The following is a 16,882-nucleotide window of genomic DNA, read 5'->3' on the forward strand; positions in this document are numbered from 1 at the left end:
GGCGCCACGGGCGCCGCGCGTCGGGCGCAGGGCTCCGCGCGTCGGGCCCCGGGCGCCGGCAAGGCCAGCCGGCGGGGCGCGGGCGGGCCGGGGTCAGGCCAGCGGCAGGTACACCCGGCCGCCGGAGGAGACGAACTCCGCCGACTTGTCCTGCATGCCGCGCGCCGCGTACTCCTTCAGCTCCTGGGTGATCTTCATGGAGCAGAACTTCGGGCCGCACATCGAGCAGAAGTGCGCGGTCTTCGCCGGCTCGGCCGGCAGGGTCGCGTCGTGGTACGACCGCGCCGTCTCCGGGTCCAGCGAGAGGTTGAACTGGTCGGACCAGCGGAACTCGAACCGCGCCTTCGACAGCGCGTCGTCCCACGCCTGCGCGCCGGGGTGGCCCTTGGCGAGGTCCGCCGCGTGCGCCGCGATCTTGTACGCGATCACGCCGGCCTTCACGTCGTCCCGGTCGGGCAGGCCGAGGTGCTCCTTGGGCGTGACGTAGCAGAGCATCGCGGTGCCGAACATGCCGATCATCGCCGCGCCGATCGCCGACGTGATGTGGTCGTACGCGGGGGCGATGTCGGTGGTCAGCGGGCCGAGGGTGTAGAACGGGGCCTCGTGGCACCACTCCTGCTGGAGGTCCACGTTCTCCTTGATCTTGTGCATCGGCACGTGGCCGGGGCCCTCGATCATCACCTGCACGTCGTACTCCCAGGCGATCCTCGTCAGCTCGCCGAGGGTGCGCAGCTCGGCGAACTGGGCCTCGTCGTTGGCGTCGGCGATGGAGCCGGGGCGCAGCCCGTCGCCGAGGGAGAACGTCACGTCGTAGCGGGCGAGGATCGCGCACAGCTCGCGGAAGTTGGTGTAGAGGAAGTTCTCCTCGTGGTGCGCCAGGCACCAGGCCGCCATGATCGACCCGCCCCGGGAGACGATCCCGGTCACCCGGTCCACGGCCAGCGGCACGTACGGCAGCAGCACCCCGGCGTGCACCGTCATGTAGTCGACGCCCTGCTCGGCCTGCTCGATCACCGTCTCGCGGAACACCTCCCAGCTCAGCTTCACCGGGTCGCCGCCGACCTTCTCCAGGGCCTGGTAGATCGGCACCGTCCCGATCGGCACCGGCGAGTTGCGCACGATCGCCTCGCGGGTCTCGTGGATCCGCTTGCCCGTGGACAGGTCCATCACGGTGTCCGCGCCCCACCGGGTGGCCCAGGTCAGCTTCTCCACCTCCTCGGCCACCGAGGAGGTGACCGCCGAGGTGCCGATGTTGGCGTTGACCTTCACCAGGAACGCCTTGCCGATGATCGCCGGCTCGCACTCCGGGTGGTTGACGTTGAGCGGCAGGACCGCCCGGCCGGCGGCGATCTCGTCGCGGACGAACTCGGGGGCCATCCCCTCCCGGATCGCCACGAACTCCATCTCCGGGGTGACGACCCCGGCCCGCGCGTACGCGAGCTGCGTCGGGCGCTTCCCGTCCGCCCCCGCGAGCGGGGTGCCCGCCCCCCGCACCGGCGCGACGTCGCCGCGCCCGGCGATCCACGGCCCGCGCAGCGGCGGCAGCCCCACCTCGGGGTCGGAGCCGGGGCCGGAGGTGTCGTAGAGCCGGACCGGCGGGTTGTCGCCGGTCAGGTCGACCTCGGCGAACGGCACCCGGACGTCCGGCCGGGCCCCCTCGACGTAGACCTTGCGTCGTGCCTGCATGACTGCCTCCCAGGTGGTGGTCAGGACCAGCCGAAGTGGTCCAGCGGGCCGCGTCCCGCGCCCAGTTCCCAGTCCCGTGCGCCGGTCAGCGCGCGGGTGACGTACTCCTTGGCGGCCGCGACCGCCGCCGGCACCGGGTCCCCGGCCGCCAGCCGCACGGCGATCGCCGCCGAGAACGAGCAGCCGGTGCCGTGGCTGTGCCGGGTGCGCACCCGCCGGGCGCGCAGCAGCGTGGTCGCCCCGCCGCCGACCAGCACGTCCACCGACTCGCCGGCCGCGTCCACATCGCCGCCGGTGACCACCACGTGCGCCGGGCCGCCGGCGGCGAGGGCCTCGGCGGCGGCCACCATCTCCTCGACCGTGGTCACCGGGCGTCCGGTGAGGGCGGCGGCCTCCGCGCAGTTCGGCGTCGCCACCTCGGCGTACGGCAGCAGCCGCTCGACCGCCTCGACCACGCCGAGCCGGTGCCCGCTGGTGGCGACGAGCACCGGGTCGACGACGAGGTGCGGCAGGCGCCCCGCCCGCGCGGCGTCGGCGACCGCCTCGGCGACGGCCGGGTTGCCGAGCATCCCGGTCTTCACCGCCCGCACCCGGAAGTCGCCGAGCACGCTGTCGAGCTGCTCGGTGACCGTGCGCGGCGGCAGCGGCAGGACGGCGTCCACGCCCCGGGTGTTCTGTGCGGTGACGGCCGTGAGGACGCTGGTGCCGTACGCGCCGAGCGCCGCGAAGACCTTGAGGTCGGCCTGGATGCCGGCGCCCCCGCCGGAGTCTGAGCCGGCGATGGTGAGCACGGTCGTCGGGGTCACCTGGTCGCCTCGCTCGCTCGGCGGTCGGTGGTCGCGTCGGTGGTCGGGGTCGCGGTCGGGACTGTGGCGGTGGTTGCGATGGAGGGCTGCGCGCACGATTGGCCGGCTCGCGCCTCGGCCCAGGCGGTCGTCAGCGTGGCGGCTGCCTCGGCCGGCTCCGGGGCGCGCATGATCGCGCCCTGCACCGCCACCCCCGCCGCGCCTGCCGCCAGGCAGGCGCGCACCTGCTCCGGGGTCTCGATGCCACCGAGGGCGAGGACCGGCACGGGGCTGAACCGGATCAGCTCGCCGAGCCGCCGCGGCCCGAGGGGTGGGCCGTAGCCGGGCTTCGACCTGCTCGGATACACCGGGGAGAGGGTCGCGTAGTCCTCGGTGGTCAGTCGCGCCAGCTCGGCCGCGTCGTGGCAGGAGCGGCCGACGAGCCAAGTGCGGGGACGACCGGCGGGGCCGGGGCGATCAGCGGGGCCGGGGTAGCCGGGGCGACCGGCGGGGCCGGGGCGGTCGGCACGGTCGGCGCGATGGACCGGTTCGGCGAGGGCGCGGTCGGGGTGGTCGGGGCGCGGCGGCGGGTACCGGCCGGCGGCCGGGAGGTGCACGGCGTCGCCGCCGAGCGGGTCGGGGCCCGCCACGATCAGGGTGCCGCCGGCCTCGGCGAGGATCGGGCGCAGGTCGGCGGCGAGCGCGGCCCGCTCGGCGCGGGGCAGGTCCTTCTCCCGCAGCACCACCCAGCGCACTCCCCCGGCCACGGCACCCGCCACCACCCGCACGAGCGCCCCCGGCGCGCTCCCTCCCGTGGCGTCCCCTCCCCGATCGGCGAGCAGGACGACGCCGCAGGGCGTCGGTGGCAAGATCTTGGAAGATTCCGGCCCCTGGAGGGGCCATTTCCTTCCAAGATCCGCAAGGGGCGGGGTGGGGGGTGGGGTCATAGGACGGGCCTTCCCTCGTCGGGGGTGGAGGCCAGCGCGTGGAAGCGGCGCGGGATGCGGCCCGCCCCGGCCGCCAGGCGGCCCGCCTCGACCGCGTACCGCATGGCGCTCGCCATGGCGACCGGGTCGGCGGCGCGGGTGACGGCGCTGGCCAGCAGCACGGCGTCGCAGCCCAGCTCCATGGCCAGCGCCGCGTCGGACGCCGTGCCGATTCCCGCGTCGAGGATCACCGGCACGTCGACGCTCTGCCGGATCAGGCGGATGTGGTGCGGGTTGTTCACGCCCAGGCCGGAGCCGATCGGCGCGCCCGCCGGCATCACCGCCGCGCAGCCGACGTCGGCGAGCCGCCGCGCCAGGATCGGGTCGTCCGACGTGTACGGCAGCACGGTGAACCCGTCCGCGACCAGGGTCTCGGCGGCGCGCAGCAGCTCCACCCCGTCGGGCAGCAGCGTGCGCTCGTCGCCGATCACCTCCAGCTTCACCCAGTCCGTGCCGAACGCCTCGCGGGCCAGGTGGGCCACCTTCACCGCCTCGCCGGCCGTGTAGCAGCCGGCCGTGTTCGGCAGCAGCCGCACCCCGCACCGGTCCAGCAGGTCGAGCAGCCCGCCGCCCATGCCGGGGGCGGTGTCGACGCGGCGCAGCGCGAGCGTCACCAGCTCGGTGCCGGACGCCCGGATCGCCTGCTCCAGCGCGTGCAGGCTGGCCGCGCCGCCGGTGCCGAGGATGAGCCGGGACCCGAACGTCACGCCGCCCAGCTCGAACGAGGAGCCCTCGTGGGACATGTCGTCACCCGCCCTGGGCGGCGCTGAGCACCTCGACGTGGTCGCCGTCGCGCAGCGGGGTCGCCGGCCAGCCGCCGCGCGGCACGACCTCGCCGTTGACCGCGACGGCGAGGCCGCGCCGCTGGTCGGTGACTAGGCCGATCGCGTCGGCCACGGTCGCGCCGGCGGGCAGCGTACGCCCGGTGCCGTTCACCGTCAGTTCCATGTGGGTGCTCCTCCTCGGATGCGTCCTCGGCCCGCCACCGGGACGGGATGCGCCGGGCCGGACGCGATCGGCCGGGCCGGCGGCGGCGCGGTCGGACCGGTGACGCGGATCGGTGACGCGGATCGGTCGGGTCGGTCGGGGCGACGACGGTCAGCCGGGCAGTCGCTGGCCGGCGAACCGTTCGGGGGTGCAGGGGGCGAGCAGCGGGTCCGCCGTCGTGGGGGCCGTCGGCCCGGTGACGATCAGGTCGGTGACGAGGTCCGCGGTGACCGGGGTGAGCACGATGCCGTGCCGGTGGTGGCCGGTGGCGACGAGCACGCCGGGCCGGCCGGGCAGCGGCCCGATGATCGGGGCGTTGTCGGGGGTGCCGGGGCGCAGCCCGGCGGTCGCCTCGACCAGCTCGTACTCGGCCAGCTCGGGGACGAGATCCACGGCGGCGCGGAGCAGCCGCAGCACCGCCCCGGCGGTGACGTCGGTGTCGGCGCGTTCCTCGACGGTCGCGCCGACCACCACCTCCCCGTCCTCGCGGGGCACCAGGTAGACGGGTTCGCCGTCGGCGTACCCCCGGACGACGTGCCGGAAGCCCGGCGGGCCGCCATCGGGCGCGCGCAGCCGCAGGATCTGGCCCTTGACGGGCCGGACCGGCAGCCCGGTGAGGGCGGCGGCCCCGCAGCCGGCGGCAACGACGGTGACCCTGGCGTCCAGGTCGGACAGCGCCCGCACCGCGCCCGTGACGAGGGTCGCGCCGGCCCGCTCGGCGGCGGTGCGCAGCGCCGTGACCAGCCGCCGGGGGTCGACCTGGTGGTCGCCGGGGGCGACCGCGCCGCCGCGCACCCGGGTGGCGAGCGCCGGTTCGCGGTCGCGCAGCTCCGACGGGCGCAGTGGGCTGATGGGCAGCCCGAGGTCCCGCTGGTACGACCAGAGCCGCTGTGCCTCGGCCAGGTCGTCGCCGGTGAGCCCGACGACGAGGGTGCCCTCGGTGCGGTATCCGAGGTCGACGCCGCTGGCGGCGGTCAGCTCGGCGGCGAACGCGGGCCAGCGGGCGGCCGAGGCGACCAGCAGCCCGGTCAGCTCCCGCTCGCCGAAGTAGGCCTCGGCGACCGGCGACAGCATCCCGGCGGCGACGTGGGACGCGCCCGACCCGGGGGCCGGGTCGTGCACGGTGACGCGCAGCCCGCGCGCCGCGCACCGCCACGCGACCGCCAGCCCGACGGCCCCGCCCCCCACCACCGCCACGTCGGCAAGGAAGGGCCCCCTGTTAACGCTTTCTGCATAGGAAGGGTCCCTTCCTAACTCGTCGGCGCGGGCTGGCACCTCGGCGCGGGCTAGCACGTCAACGCCCCGAGCAGCTCGGCGGTGGCCCGCGCGGGATCGGCGGCGGCGGAGAGCGCCCCGACCACCGCCACCCCGTACGCCCCGGCGGCGCGCAGCGCCGGCACCGCTGCGGCGGTCACCCCGCCGATGGCGATCACCGGCACCGCCACGGCCCCGGTCACGGCGCGTACCCCCTCGGGGCCGATCGGGTCCGGCAGGCCAGCCTTGGTGTCGGTGGCGTGGCAGGGGCCGACGCCGAGGTAGCTGGCCCCGCCGGCCACCGCCTCGGCGGCCGGCCCCGGTGCGCGGGCGGTCGCGCCGAGCACCGCGGTGGGGCCGAGGACCCGGCGGGCCGCCGCGACCGGCAGGTCGTCCGCGCCGACGTGGCCGCCGGCCGCGCCGACCGCGAGCGCCACGTGCAGCCGGTCGTTGACCAGGCACATCGCTCCGTACGGGGCGCACAGGGCGACCGCCCGCCGGGCCAGGTCGTACGCCTCGCGGTCGGTGGCGTCGTCGGTGACGCGGACCTGGACGACCAGCTCGGCGCGGGCCACCGGCAGGGCGGCGCGCAGCACGGCGAGCGGGTCCCGCCCCGGCCGGGTGTCGGTGATCAGATGCAGTCGCCCAAGGGACGGCACGGCAACTCTCCTCCCTGCGCCGGCATTACCCGGATCAGGTTCGACGGTCGGGGGCTCCAGCCCCCCTCTCAGCCCGGTACACCGGGCTCCCGTGGGTTACGTCCGTGTCACCGTACGACGAATCGGCTGATCCGCCAAGGGATCCGACCGGTGGTCCAGACCACGGTCAGCCGGCCGGCGAGCCGCTTCTCCCCATTCCTCCGCATGCGCCGGATAGGTCGATCGCCGATACCGAATCGTTACACGCCGACGCCTTGCCGGAAACGAGTCCAGCGGCGCTAATTTGTTCAACCGATCGACATATTTCGGCGCGTGGCCTCGGCGTGGCCCGCACCGACCTACCGGTACGCGGCCCCTGGCGTGGTCGCGCACCCGATCCGACCGGTGAGCGGCCCTGGCGTGGCCGCGCACCGACCAGCGGTACGCGACCCCCTCGCGTACCGGTCCGACAGGTGCGGGCCCGGCCCGCACCGACGTTACAGGTGCCTGGGCCCTGGTCTGACCCAGGCACCGCACCGACCGGGGACGGTCTGCGGCGAAGTCCTCCCCGAGCCCACCACTGTCCAGCTCGGACAAAAGGAGCATGGAGTGTCTCCATCCCGCCGCCGCCGCATACCTCGCGGCATCCTGAGTTCCTCACTTCTCAGCCTGTCCCTCGTCGCCACCGGCCTGGTCGCCGGCACCCCCGCGCAGGCCGCACCGGCCGCCGCGCAGGCGGCGCCCCTGGCGGCCCCCGTAGCGGCCGCCGCCACCGACCCGTTCTCGGTGCTCGTCTTCTCCAAGACCGCCGCCTTCCGGCACGACGCGATCCCGGCCGGCATCGCCGCGATCCAGAAGCTCGGCGTCGACAACGGCTTCACCGTCGACACGACCGAGGACGGCGCCGCGTTCAACGACGCCAACCTCGCGAAGTACCAGGCCGTGATCTGGCTGTCGACCACCGGTGACGTCCTCAACGCCGACCAGCAGGCCGCGTTCGAGCGCTACATCAAGGCCGGCGGCGGCTACGCCGGCGTCCACGCGGCCTCGGACACCGAGTACGACTGGCCCTGGTACGGCAAGCTGGTCGGGGCGTACTTCAACAACCACCCCGCCAACCAGCAGGCCACCGTCAAGGTCGAGGACCACGCCCACCCGTCCACGGCCACGCTGCCGGACAAGTGGTCCCGGTTCGACGAGTGGTACAACTTCCGGACCAACCCGCGCGCCAACGTGCACGTCCTGGCGAGCCTGGACGAGAAGTCCTACACCCCGGGCAGCGGCGCGATGGGCGCCGACCACCCCACCGCCTGGTGCCAGGACTACGACGGCGGCCGGGCCTGGTACACCGGTGGCGGCCACACCCAGCAGTCGTACGTCGAGCCCGAGTTCCTCACCCACCTGCTCGGCGGCATCCGCACCGCCGCGGGCGTGGAGAAGGCCGACTGCGGCGCCTCGAAGACCTCGAACTTCGACAAGGTGACGCTGGACAGCAACACCAACAACCCGATGGAGCTGGACATCGCTCCGGACGGTCGGGTGTTCTACGCCGAGCGTGACGGCCGGGTGCAGATCATCAAGCCGGACACCAGCAACACGGTCACCGCGACCAAGCTGGACGTCTTCACCGGCAACGAGGACGGCCTGCTCGGCCTCCGCCTCGACCCGGACTTCGCCACCAACAAGTGGATCTACCTCTACTACGCGCCGGCCGGTGGCGGCCCCCGCAACTACCTGTCCCGGTTCACCGTCAACGGTGACGCCATCGACAAGGCCACCGAGAAGGTCGTCCTCCAGGTCGACACGCAGCGCAACACCTGCTGCCACGCGGGCGGCAGCATGACCTTCGACTCGAAGGGCAACCTGTACCTGGCCACCGGCGACAACACCAACCCGTTCGAGTCGAACGCGTTCACGCCGATCGACGAGCGGGCCGGCCGGCAGGACTACGACGCGCAGCGCAGCGCCGGCAACACCAACGACCTGCGCGGCAAGGTGATCCGGATCCACCCGGAGGACGACGGCACGTACACGATCCCCACGGGGAACCTGTTCGCGCCGGGCACCGCGAAGACCCGTCCCGAGATCTTCGGCATGGGCTTCCGTAACCCGTTCCGGATCGGCGTCGACCAGAAGACCGACACCCTCTACGTCGCCGACTACGGACCGGACGCCAACTCGGCCAACCCGGACCGCGGCCCCGAGGGCCTGGTGGAGTGGAACATCGTCGCCACCGCCGGCAACTACGGCTGGCCGTACTGCACCGGCAACAACAAGGCGTACAACGACTACACCTTCCCGAACGGGCCGAGCGGGGCGAAGTTCAACTGCGCCGCGCCGGTGAACGACTCGCCGAACAACACCGGCCTGACCAACCTGCCGCCGGCCATCCCGGCGACCGTGGACTACGGCTACGCGGGTGACCCGCGCTTCCCCGAGATCGGCGGCGGCGGCGCCCCGATGGGCGGCCCGGTCTACCGGTACGACGCCGACAGCACGTCGGACCGCAAGTGGCCGGCGTACTACGACGGCAAGGCGCTCCTCGGCGAGTGGAACCAGTCGAAGATGTACACGATGCAGGTCAGCCAGGACGGCAAGTCGCTGATCGACATCAACCAGCTGCTCACCGGCATGACCATGGTCCGCCCGATGGACTTCGAGTTCGGGCCGGACGGCGCGCTCTACCTGATCGAGTGGGGCAGCGGCTTCGGCGGCAACAACGACAACTCCGGGGTCTACCGGATCGACTACACCGCCGGTTCCCGGGCCCCGATCGCCCAGGCCAGCGCCGACCCCACCTCCGGGCCCGCGCCGCTGACCGTGAACTTCTCCAGCGCCGGTTCCCGCGACCCCGACGGCGGCACGCTGACCTACGCCTGGAAGTTCGGCGACGGGCAGACCTCCACCGAGGCGAACCCGACGCACACCTACGCCACCGCCGGCGACTACACCGCCCAGCTCACCGTCACCAACCCGTCGGGTCGTACCGCCGTGGCGAACGTGCCGGTGACGGTCGGCAACACCGCCCCGACGGTGACCATCGAGTTCCCGCCGAACGGCGGGTTCTTCGAGTGGGGCGACCAGGTCAAGTACACGATCAAGGTGACCGACCCGGAGGACGGCACCATCGACTGTGACCGGGTCCAGCTCCAGGTGCTGCTCGGCCACGACGAGCACGCCCACCCGCTGGAGCAGCACACCGGCTGCACCGGCACCGTGCAGACCTCGCTGGCCTCCGGCCACGGCGCGGAGGCGAACGTCTTCGGCGTCTTCGAGGCGACGTACACCGACAAGGGCGGCGCCGGCGGCGCCGGCGAGCTGACCGGCCGGGCGATCGAGCAGCTCCAGCCCAAGCGCAAGCAGGCCGAGTACTTCACCGCCACCGGCCGGGCCCCCGGCAGCACCGGCGGCGGCGACCCGGGCGTGCAGAAGGAGACCACCACCGACACCGCCGGCGGCAACCAGAACATCGGCTTCATCGAGGACGGTGACTGGTGGTCGCTCGCCCCGGCGAGCCTGACCGGGATCGACTCGATCCGCTTCCGGGCGGCCTCGTCGGTCCAGGGCGGGCGGATCGAGGTCCGCTCGGGCACGGTCGACGGCCCGCTGGTCGCGTCCGCGGACGTGCCCGGCACCGGCGGCTGGCAGCAGTTCGTCGACGTGACCGCGCCGGTCACCGGTCCGGCTGAGGGCACGCTGTACTTCCTCGCCAAGGACCCGGCCGGCGGCACCGGTTCGCTGTTCAACGTCAACTGGATGGACTTCATCGGCCGCGGCGTCACCGAGAACGCGCCGCCGCAGGTCAGCGCCACGGCGACGCCGACCACCGGCATCGCGCCGGTCACCGTCGCCTTCGACGGCACGGCCACCGACGCCGAGGGCGACACCCCGCTGACGTACGCCTGGGACTTCGGCGACGGCAAGACGGCGTCGACCCTCGACGCCACCCACACGTACACCGTGCCGGGCACCTTCACCGCCACCCTGACGGTGACCGACGCCCGGGGCGCGAAGGCGTACGTGACCGTCCCGGTGAAGGTGGAGGCGGCCAACACGTCCTGCTTCGGGGCGCGTTCGGACGACTTCGTCGGCACCAGCCTGGACAAGGACCGCTGGACCGTGGTCCGGGAGAACCAGCTCTACTCGGTCTCCGGCGGGTCGCTGCGGCTGCCCACCGCCTCCGGTGACCTGTACGGCACGACCAACGGCGCCACCAACCTGGTCCTCCAGCCCGCGCCCAGCGGGTCCTGGCAGGCCACCACGAAGGTCACGCTGCCCGTCACCGCCAACTACCAGCAGGCCGGCCTGCTGATCTACGGCGACGACGACAACTACGCCAAGCTGGACCTGCTCTACTCCGGCTCCCGCCGGGTGGAGTTCATCCGGGAGACGGCCGGGTCGCCCCGCAACGAGGGGGCGGACGCCACCGCCGCGCCGGCCGGTGACACCATCTGGCTGCGGATGACCAGCGACGGCACCAACCTGACGGCGGAGATGTCCGGCGACGGGACCACGTTCACCCCGGTCGGCCGGTCCGCCGCGCTCGCCGGGATCAGCAACCCCCGGATCGGCCTGTTCGCCCTCAACGGCGGCACCACCGCCCCGGTGGTGGACGCACAGTTCGACTTCTTCCAGGTTACGCCCGACGAGCCGGCCGGCCCGGTCGACCCGTCGGACGAGTTCGGCGGCACCGCGCTCGACAAGTGCCGCTGGAACGCGATCCTGCGGGAGGACGCGGCCACCTACCGGGTGACCGGTGGCGCGCTGCAGATCGACGTGCCGAAGGGTGACATCTACGGCACCGGCAACACCGGCCCGACGAACTTCATCCTCCAGACCGCGCCCTCGGGCGACTGGACCCTGGAGACGAAGGTCGACGGCAGCCTGCTGGCCGAGCAGTACCAGCAGGCGGGTCTGATCGTCCACGCCGACGACGACAACTACGTCAAGTTCGACTTCATCGTGGACAACCAGGCCGGTCAGACGGTCTCCCGGCGGCTCGAGTTCCGCAGCGAGGTCGGCGGTACCGTGCAGAACCCGCAGCCGCAGGTCTCCAACCTGACCTCGGGCGTGTGGTACCTGCGGGTGGCGCGCACCGGGAACGACTTCACCGGGTCGTACTCGGCTGACGGGCAGGAGTGGACGACGCTCGGCACGGTGAGCAACACCGCCGTCGGGGCCACCCCGAAGATCGGTCTGTTCACCCTCGGGGCCAACGCGGCCACGTCGAAGACCGCGTCGTTCGACTACTTCCGGCTCTCCACCAAGGTGGCCGACACGGCCGCGCCGGTGACCACCGCCACGGTCTCCGGCACCCCGACCGAGGGCTGGCACACCGCGCCGGTCACGGTCACCCTCGCGGCGGCCGACGAGGCCGGCGGCAGCGGGGTGGCCGCCACCGAGTACCAGCTCGACGGGGCCACCACGTGGACCGCGTACACCGAGCCGGTGCAGGTCACCGGTGACGGCGCGCACGAGGTGCGGTTCCGGTCGACCGACAAGGCCGGCAACGTGGAGGAGGCCAAGAAGGTCGCCGTGAAGATCGACGCCACGGCGCCGGTCAGCTCGGCGGCGTTCGCCCCGGCGAACGACGACGGCTGGCACGCCGGCACGGTTCCGGTGGTGCTCACCTCCACCGACGCCGGTTCCGGGGTCAAGAAGCTGGAGTGGTCGCTCGACGGCGGGGCCTGGACGGCGTACACCGCGCCGGTCGAGGTGACCGGGAACGGCTCGCACGAGCTGCTCTACCGGGCCACCGACACCGCCGGCAACGCCGAGTCGCTGAAGTCGGCCGTCGTGAAGATCGACGGTGACAAGCCGACGCTGCTGGTCTCCGGCATCGCCGACGGCCAGCTCTACGGCGACAGCCAGGACGTGCGGATCTCGTGGCAGGCGGTCGACCCGACCTCCGGCGTCAAGACGATGTCCGGCAAGTTGGACGGCAAGACGTACGCCAGCGGCACCCTGCAGCCCATGTACGAGCTGCCGCTCGGCCTGCACGAGCTGGTCGTGACCGCGACCGACAAGGCGGGTAACTCCACCTCCTCGACGGTCCGGTTCTACGTCACCACCTCGTTCCGGGACATGCAGAACCTGCTGGACCGGTTCAAGGCGACCGGACGACTCTCCAACGTGGCGCACCGCAAGCTGTCCAACAAGCTGGACGCGGTGCGGGCCTCCGAGGCGGAGGGCAACGACAAGCGGGCGGTGCAGCAGTTGACCGCCTTCAAGGCGTTGGCCACCGATGCCGCCCTGGTGACCGACACGGACGTCCGGGACGTGCTGGTCCGGGACGCCGACGCCATGATCGTCCGGCTCGGTGGCGCGGCCACCAAGGCCGGCGTCAAGGCGAACGACAACAAGTCGGTCGACGGGGCGGGCCGGCTCGGCGCCGACCCCACCCGGATCGCCGAGGGCGGTTCGCTGTAACGGAAGACGGGGCCGCTCCCGCCGTGCACCACGACGGCGGGGGCGGCCCCACCCGAACCGAACGAGTGGAGCACGTGTGATGCGTACCCTCAGGATCCTCGCCGCCGCGCTCGTCGCGGCGTGCCTGGTGGCGCTGCCGGCGGGCCCGGCGGCGGCGCACGGCGGAAAGCTCAAGCTGTCGGTGGGCGGCGACGGGGCCGGCGGGGTCACCGTGCTGGCCGTCTACTCCGACGGCCACCGACTGGATCAGCCGGTGCGGTTGACCCTCACCGCCAAGGGCGAGGGCGACCGGACGGCAGGTCCGGTGCAGCTCGAAATGTCCGGGGAGGGGCAGGGCTTCTACTCCAGCGGCCCGCTGCTCTCCCCCGGTCGCTGGCGGGTGACGGTCACCGCGCCGGCCCCGTACAAGACGTCGGCGACCGCGACGGTGCAGGCCCGCCCCGCCCAGACGGCGCCCGCGCCACGGCCCGTCGCCGTGCAGGCCGGGCCCGACGAGCGGGACCGGTCGGGGGGCGGCTGGTGGACGTACGCGGCCGGCGGGCTCGTCGCCGTCGCGCTGCTGGCGGCGGTGCCGCTGCTGCTCGTGCGGCGGCGTCGGCCGGCCGGGCCCGGGGGGCCGGCTGCCTGACCGGGCCGGAAGCCGGACGAGGGACGCCGGGGGCGAGTCGCCCCGGCGTCCCTCTTTCGTTTCGGCCCTGCCGGTCGGCCCGGTCCCTCGTCGGCCGGCCCCGTCCCGTCGACCGGCTCAGAGGATGGCGTCGAGCGCGGCCAGGTCGTCGTCGTCGGGCTGCCACACGCCGGCGCCGGCGTTGGCGCGCACCTGCTCCGGGGTGGTGGCCCCGGCGATGACCGAGGTCACCGCGGGCCGGGCGGCCAGCCCGCCGATGGCCACCTGCAGCATGGTGAGCCCCCGCTCGGCGGCGTACGCCCCGATCGCCTCGATGGTGTCCCAGCGGGCCGCGGCGAGGCGCTCGGCGTACCGGCCGCCGCCGGAGAGCCGGCTGCCGGCCGGGGCGGCCTCCCCGCGCTGGTACTTGCCGGTGAGCAGGCCGTTCGCCAGCGGGAAGAACGGCAGCATGCCGAGGCCGAAGCGCTCGCAGGCGGGGATGACCTCGGCCTCGACGCCCCGCTCCAGCAGCGAGTAGTGGTTCTGCGCGCTGACGAACCGGGTGTGCCCGTTGGACGAGGCGACCCAGTCGGCGTCGGCGATCTGCCAGCCGGCGAAGTTGGAGTTGCCCAGGTAGCGCACCTTGCCGGCGCGCACCAGGTCGTCGAGGGCGGCGAGCGTCTCGTCGACCGGGGTGCCCGGGTCGGGCTCGTGCATCTGGTACAGGTCGATGTGGTCGGTGCCGAGCCGCCGCAGCGACGCCTCGACCGCGCGGGCGATGTAGCGCCGGGAGCCCCGGGCGCCGAAGTCCGCCCCGTTGGCCCCGTGCATGTCCATGCCGAACTTGGTGGCCAGCACCACCTCGTCGCGGCGGCCCTTGAGCGCCTGACCGAGCAGCTCCTCGGAGGCGCCCTGCGGCTCGCCGTAGATGTCGGCGGTGTCGAACAGGGTGATGCCGGCGTCGAGCGCCGCGTCGACCACCGCCCGGGTGCCGTCGAGGTCGAGCTTGCGGCCGAAGTTGTTGCAGCCGATGCCGACCACGGACACCACGAGCCCGGAGTCGCCCAGCCGGCGGTACGTCATCTCAGTCACGCGCCAACCCTATGCCAGGTGCAAGGAAGGGCCCCTTCTACACCGTTATGCGTTAACAGGGGGCCCTTCCTTACTCCTCACACGTCCCAGACCGGGTCGGGGGTCTCAGTGACCTCGCCGTCCTTGCCGAACAGCACGAAGCGGTCGAAGGAGCGGGTGAACCAGCGGTCGTGGGTCACCGCGATCACCGTGCCCGCGAACGCCGCCAGGCCGGCCTCCAGCGCCTCCGCGCTGGCCAGGTCCAGGTTGTCCGTCGGCTCGTCGAGCAGCAGCAGCGTCGCCCCGGACAGCTCCAGCAGCAACACCAGGAAACGGGCCTGCTGGCCGCCGGAGAGGGTGCCGAAGCGCTGGTCGCCCTGCCCGGCCAGCTCGTACCGGCTCAGCGCGGCCATCGCCGCGTGCCGGTCCATCCCGGCCCGGTGGTCGTCGCCGCGCCACAGCACCTCGACCAGGGTCTTCTGCATCAGCTCGGGCCGGTCGTGGGTCTGCGAGAAGTGGCCGGGCCGGACCCGCGCGCCGAGCCGGACCACCCCGTCGTGCGCCACCGGGGCCAGCGCGGCGGCCCCGTCGACCGGGCCGTTGGCCGGGTCCGGGTCGGTGCCGCCCCGGGCCAGCAGCCGCAGGAAGTGCGACTTGCCGGTGCCGTTGGCCCCGAGCACCGCGACCCGGTCGCCGAACCAGATCTCCAGGTCGAACGGGTAGGTCAGGCCGTCCAGCTCCAGCTGCTCGGCGATCACCGCGCGTTTGCCGGTCCGCCCGCCGGTCAGGCGCATCCGGATGTCCTGGTCCTTCGGCGGTACGGGCGGCGGCCCGGCCTCCTCGAACTTGCGCAGCCGGGTCTGCGCGGCCTGGTACCGCGACGCCAACCCGTCGTTGTACGCGGCCTTCTGCTTGTACATCAGCATCAGCTCGCGCAGCTTCTGGTGCTCCTCGTCCCAGCGGCGGCGCAGCTCGTCGAGGCGGGCGTGCCGGGCCACCCGCGCCTCGTGCCAGCTCGCGAAGCCGCCCGGGTGGACCCAGGCGCTGCCGCCCTCGACGGCGACGACCCGGTCTGCGGTGCGGGCCAGCAGCTCCCGGTCGTGCGAGACGTAGAGCACCGACTTGGCCGACTCGCGCAGCCGGTCCTCCAGCCACCGCTTGCCGGGCACGTCGAGGAAGTTGTCCGGCTCGTCGAGCAGCAGCACCTCGTCGGGGCCGCGCAGCAGCAGTTCGAGGGCGAACCGCTTCTGCTGGCCGCCGGAGAGGGTACGCACCGGACGCTCCCGGGCCACCTCCCAGGGCGTGTCGAGGACGATCGTCGCGACGGTGTCGAAGACGACCTCGGCGTCGTACCCGCCGGCCTCGCCCCAGGCGGCGAGCGCGTCCGCGTACGCGAGCTGGGCCTTGGCGGCGGCGTTGCCGAACTTGCCGCGCAGCTCGGCCGCCCGCATGGCCGCCTCGGTCTCGGTGAGCCGGCGGCCGGCGTCGCGCAGCGCCGGCGGGGCGAGCGACAGGGCCAGGTCGGCGAGGGTGGAGTCGTCGCCGATCATGCCGATGAACTGGCGCATCACGCCGAGCCCGCCGGAGCGGGCGATCCCGCCGCTGCGCACCGGCAGGTCGCCGGCGACCATCCGCAGCAGCGTCGTCTTGCCCGCGCCGTTCGGCCCGACCAGGGCCACCTTGGCGCCCTCGCCGACCCGGAACGACACGTCGGTGAAGAGCTCCCGGCCGTCGGGGAGGATGTGCCCCACGGCTGCCACGTCCACGTATCCCACGCGGGCATCCTGCCTGAGCGGGCCGGCCCGGCGACAGCCGATTACCGGTGCGCAGGTCAGCGGGTGACCCGCAGCACCCGGTAGCCCTTCTGGCTGGCGTGCCGGCCCACCTGCCAGCCCTGCTCGGTCAGCCAGCGGTGCAGCGAGTCGCCGCCGAGGTGGCGGGCGACCACCAGCCAGGCCACGCCGTCGGGGGCGAGCCGGGGCAGCCAGCGCAGCAGCAGCTCGTGCAGGCCCTCCTTGCCGATCCGGATGGGCGGGTTGGACCAGAGCTGGGCGAACGTCACGTCGTCCGGCACGTCGTCGGGGGCGGCGACCCGGACCCGGTCGGCCGCGCCGACCCGCTCGGCGTTGGCGGCGGTGAGCGCCCGGGCCCGCTCGTTGACGTCGACGGCCCAGACGGTGGCCGCCGGGGCGCTGCCGGCCAGCACGCAGGCGATCGGGCCGAAGCCGCAGCCCAGGTCCAGCAGGTTCCCGGCGGCGTCGGGGGCCGGCAGGTCGGCCTTGCGCAGCAGCACGGCGGTGCCGGAGTCGAGGCGGTCGGCGGAGAAGACGCCGCCGGCCGAGGTCAGCGTGTAGTCGCGCCCGGCGACGGTGAACTCGACCTCCCGGGGGCGGGCGGCGGTTCCGGGTTCAGCGGAGAAGTAGTGGTCGCCGGTCACGC

The 16,882-nt window shown here is 73.7% G+C and carries 12 protein-coding genes and 1 riboswitch; of the genes, 2 read left to right on the forward strand and 10 right to left on the reverse strand.

Features of this window, described 5'->3' with window-relative positions:
• Window positions 1–93: 93 nt before the first annotated feature.
• The 7 genes from thiC to ACVMYR_RS12475 form a co-directional block, all read right to left on the reverse strand.
• On the reverse strand, window positions 94–1,686 hold the full coding sequence (thiC, locus tag ACVMYR_RS12445) for a phosphomethylpyrimidine synthase ThiC (RefSeq protein ID WP_228986889.1): 1,593 nt from the start codon (window positions 1,684–1,686) through the stop codon (window positions 94–96).
• Window positions 1,687–1,706: 20 nt separating this feature from the next.
• The gene (gene thiD, locus ACVMYR_RS12450; RefSeq protein WP_457121861.1) at window positions 1,707–2,492 is read right to left on the reverse strand and encodes a bifunctional hydroxymethylpyrimidine kinase/phosphomethylpyrimidine kinase; all 786 of its coding nucleotides are present in this window, start codon (window positions 2,490–2,492) and stop codon (window positions 1,707–1,709) included.
• Window positions 2,489–3,340, reverse strand: coding sequence for a thiamine phosphate synthase (locus ACVMYR_RS12455; RefSeq protein ID WP_457121862.1), 852 nt, complete (start codon window positions 3,338–3,340; stop codon window positions 2,489–2,491). The genes thiD and ACVMYR_RS12455 overlap by 4 nt, the downstream gene beginning before the upstream one ends.
• Before the next feature lie 74 nt (window positions 3,341–3,414).
• A complete protein-coding gene (locus ACVMYR_RS12460) occupies window positions 3,415–4,200 on the reverse strand; it encodes a thiazole synthase (protein WP_396792848.1) in 786 nt (261 codons plus the stop codon).
• 4 nt (window positions 4,201–4,204) lie between these two features.
• A complete protein-coding gene (thiS, locus tag ACVMYR_RS12465; protein ID WP_457121863.1) occupies window positions 4,205–4,405 on the reverse strand; it encodes a sulfur carrier protein ThiS in 201 nt (66 codons plus the stop codon).
• 150 nt (window positions 4,406–4,555) lie between these two features.
• On the reverse strand, window positions 4,556–5,641 hold the full coding sequence (gene thiO, locus ACVMYR_RS12470; RefSeq protein ID WP_077938309.1) for a glycine oxidase ThiO: 1,086 nt from the start codon (window positions 5,639–5,641) through the stop codon (window positions 4,556–4,558).
• Window positions 5,642–5,730: 89 nt separating this feature from the next.
• A complete protein-coding gene (locus ACVMYR_RS12475; protein WP_091276452.1) occupies window positions 5,731–6,357 on the reverse strand; it encodes a thiamine phosphate synthase in 627 nt (208 codons plus the stop codon).
• Window positions 6,352–6,460, reverse strand: a riboswitch (TPP riboswitch). It overlaps the preceding gene by 6 nt.
• 485 nt (window positions 6,461–6,945) lie before the next feature.
• Here ACVMYR_RS12475 and ACVMYR_RS12480 point away from each other — a divergent pair.
• Window positions 6,946–12,765: a ThuA domain-containing protein gene (locus ACVMYR_RS12480; RefSeq protein ID WP_457121864.1), complete on the forward strand. Its 5,820-nt coding sequence runs from the start codon at window positions 6,946–6,948 to the stop codon at window positions 12,763–12,765.
• A gap of 79 nt (window positions 12,766–12,844) precedes the next feature.
• The gene (locus tag ACVMYR_RS12485) at window positions 12,845–13,393 is read left to right on the forward strand and encodes a hypothetical protein (RefSeq protein ID WP_091276459.1); all 549 of its coding nucleotides are present in this window, start codon (window positions 12,845–12,847) and stop codon (window positions 13,391–13,393) included.
• A gap of 117 nt (window positions 13,394–13,510) precedes the next feature.
• On the opposite strand, the gene ACVMYR_RS12490 is transcribed toward ACVMYR_RS12485, so the two are convergent.
• From ACVMYR_RS12490 to ACVMYR_RS12500, 3 genes are all read right to left on the reverse strand, one after another.
• Complete coding sequence (locus tag ACVMYR_RS12490; protein WP_457122048.1) at window positions 13,511–14,455, reverse strand: aldo/keto reductase; 945 nt, start codon at window positions 14,453–14,455, stop codon at window positions 13,511–13,513.
• Window positions 14,456–14,541: 86 nt separating this feature from the next.
• On the reverse strand, window positions 14,542–16,218 hold the full coding sequence (locus ACVMYR_RS12495; RefSeq protein ID WP_077938305.1) for an ABC-F family ATP-binding cassette domain-containing protein: 1,677 nt from the start codon (window positions 16,216–16,218) through the stop codon (window positions 14,542–14,544).
• Window positions 16,219–16,274: 56 nt separating this feature from the next.
• The gene (locus ACVMYR_RS12500; RefSeq protein WP_396792858.1) at window positions 16,275–16,880 is read right to left on the reverse strand and encodes a class I SAM-dependent methyltransferase; all 606 of its coding nucleotides are present in this window, start codon (window positions 16,878–16,880) and stop codon (window positions 16,275–16,277) included.
• Window positions 16,881–16,882 lie beyond the last annotated feature (2 nt).

It is taken from the genome of Micromonospora sp. PTRAS2 (assembly GCF_054052245.1).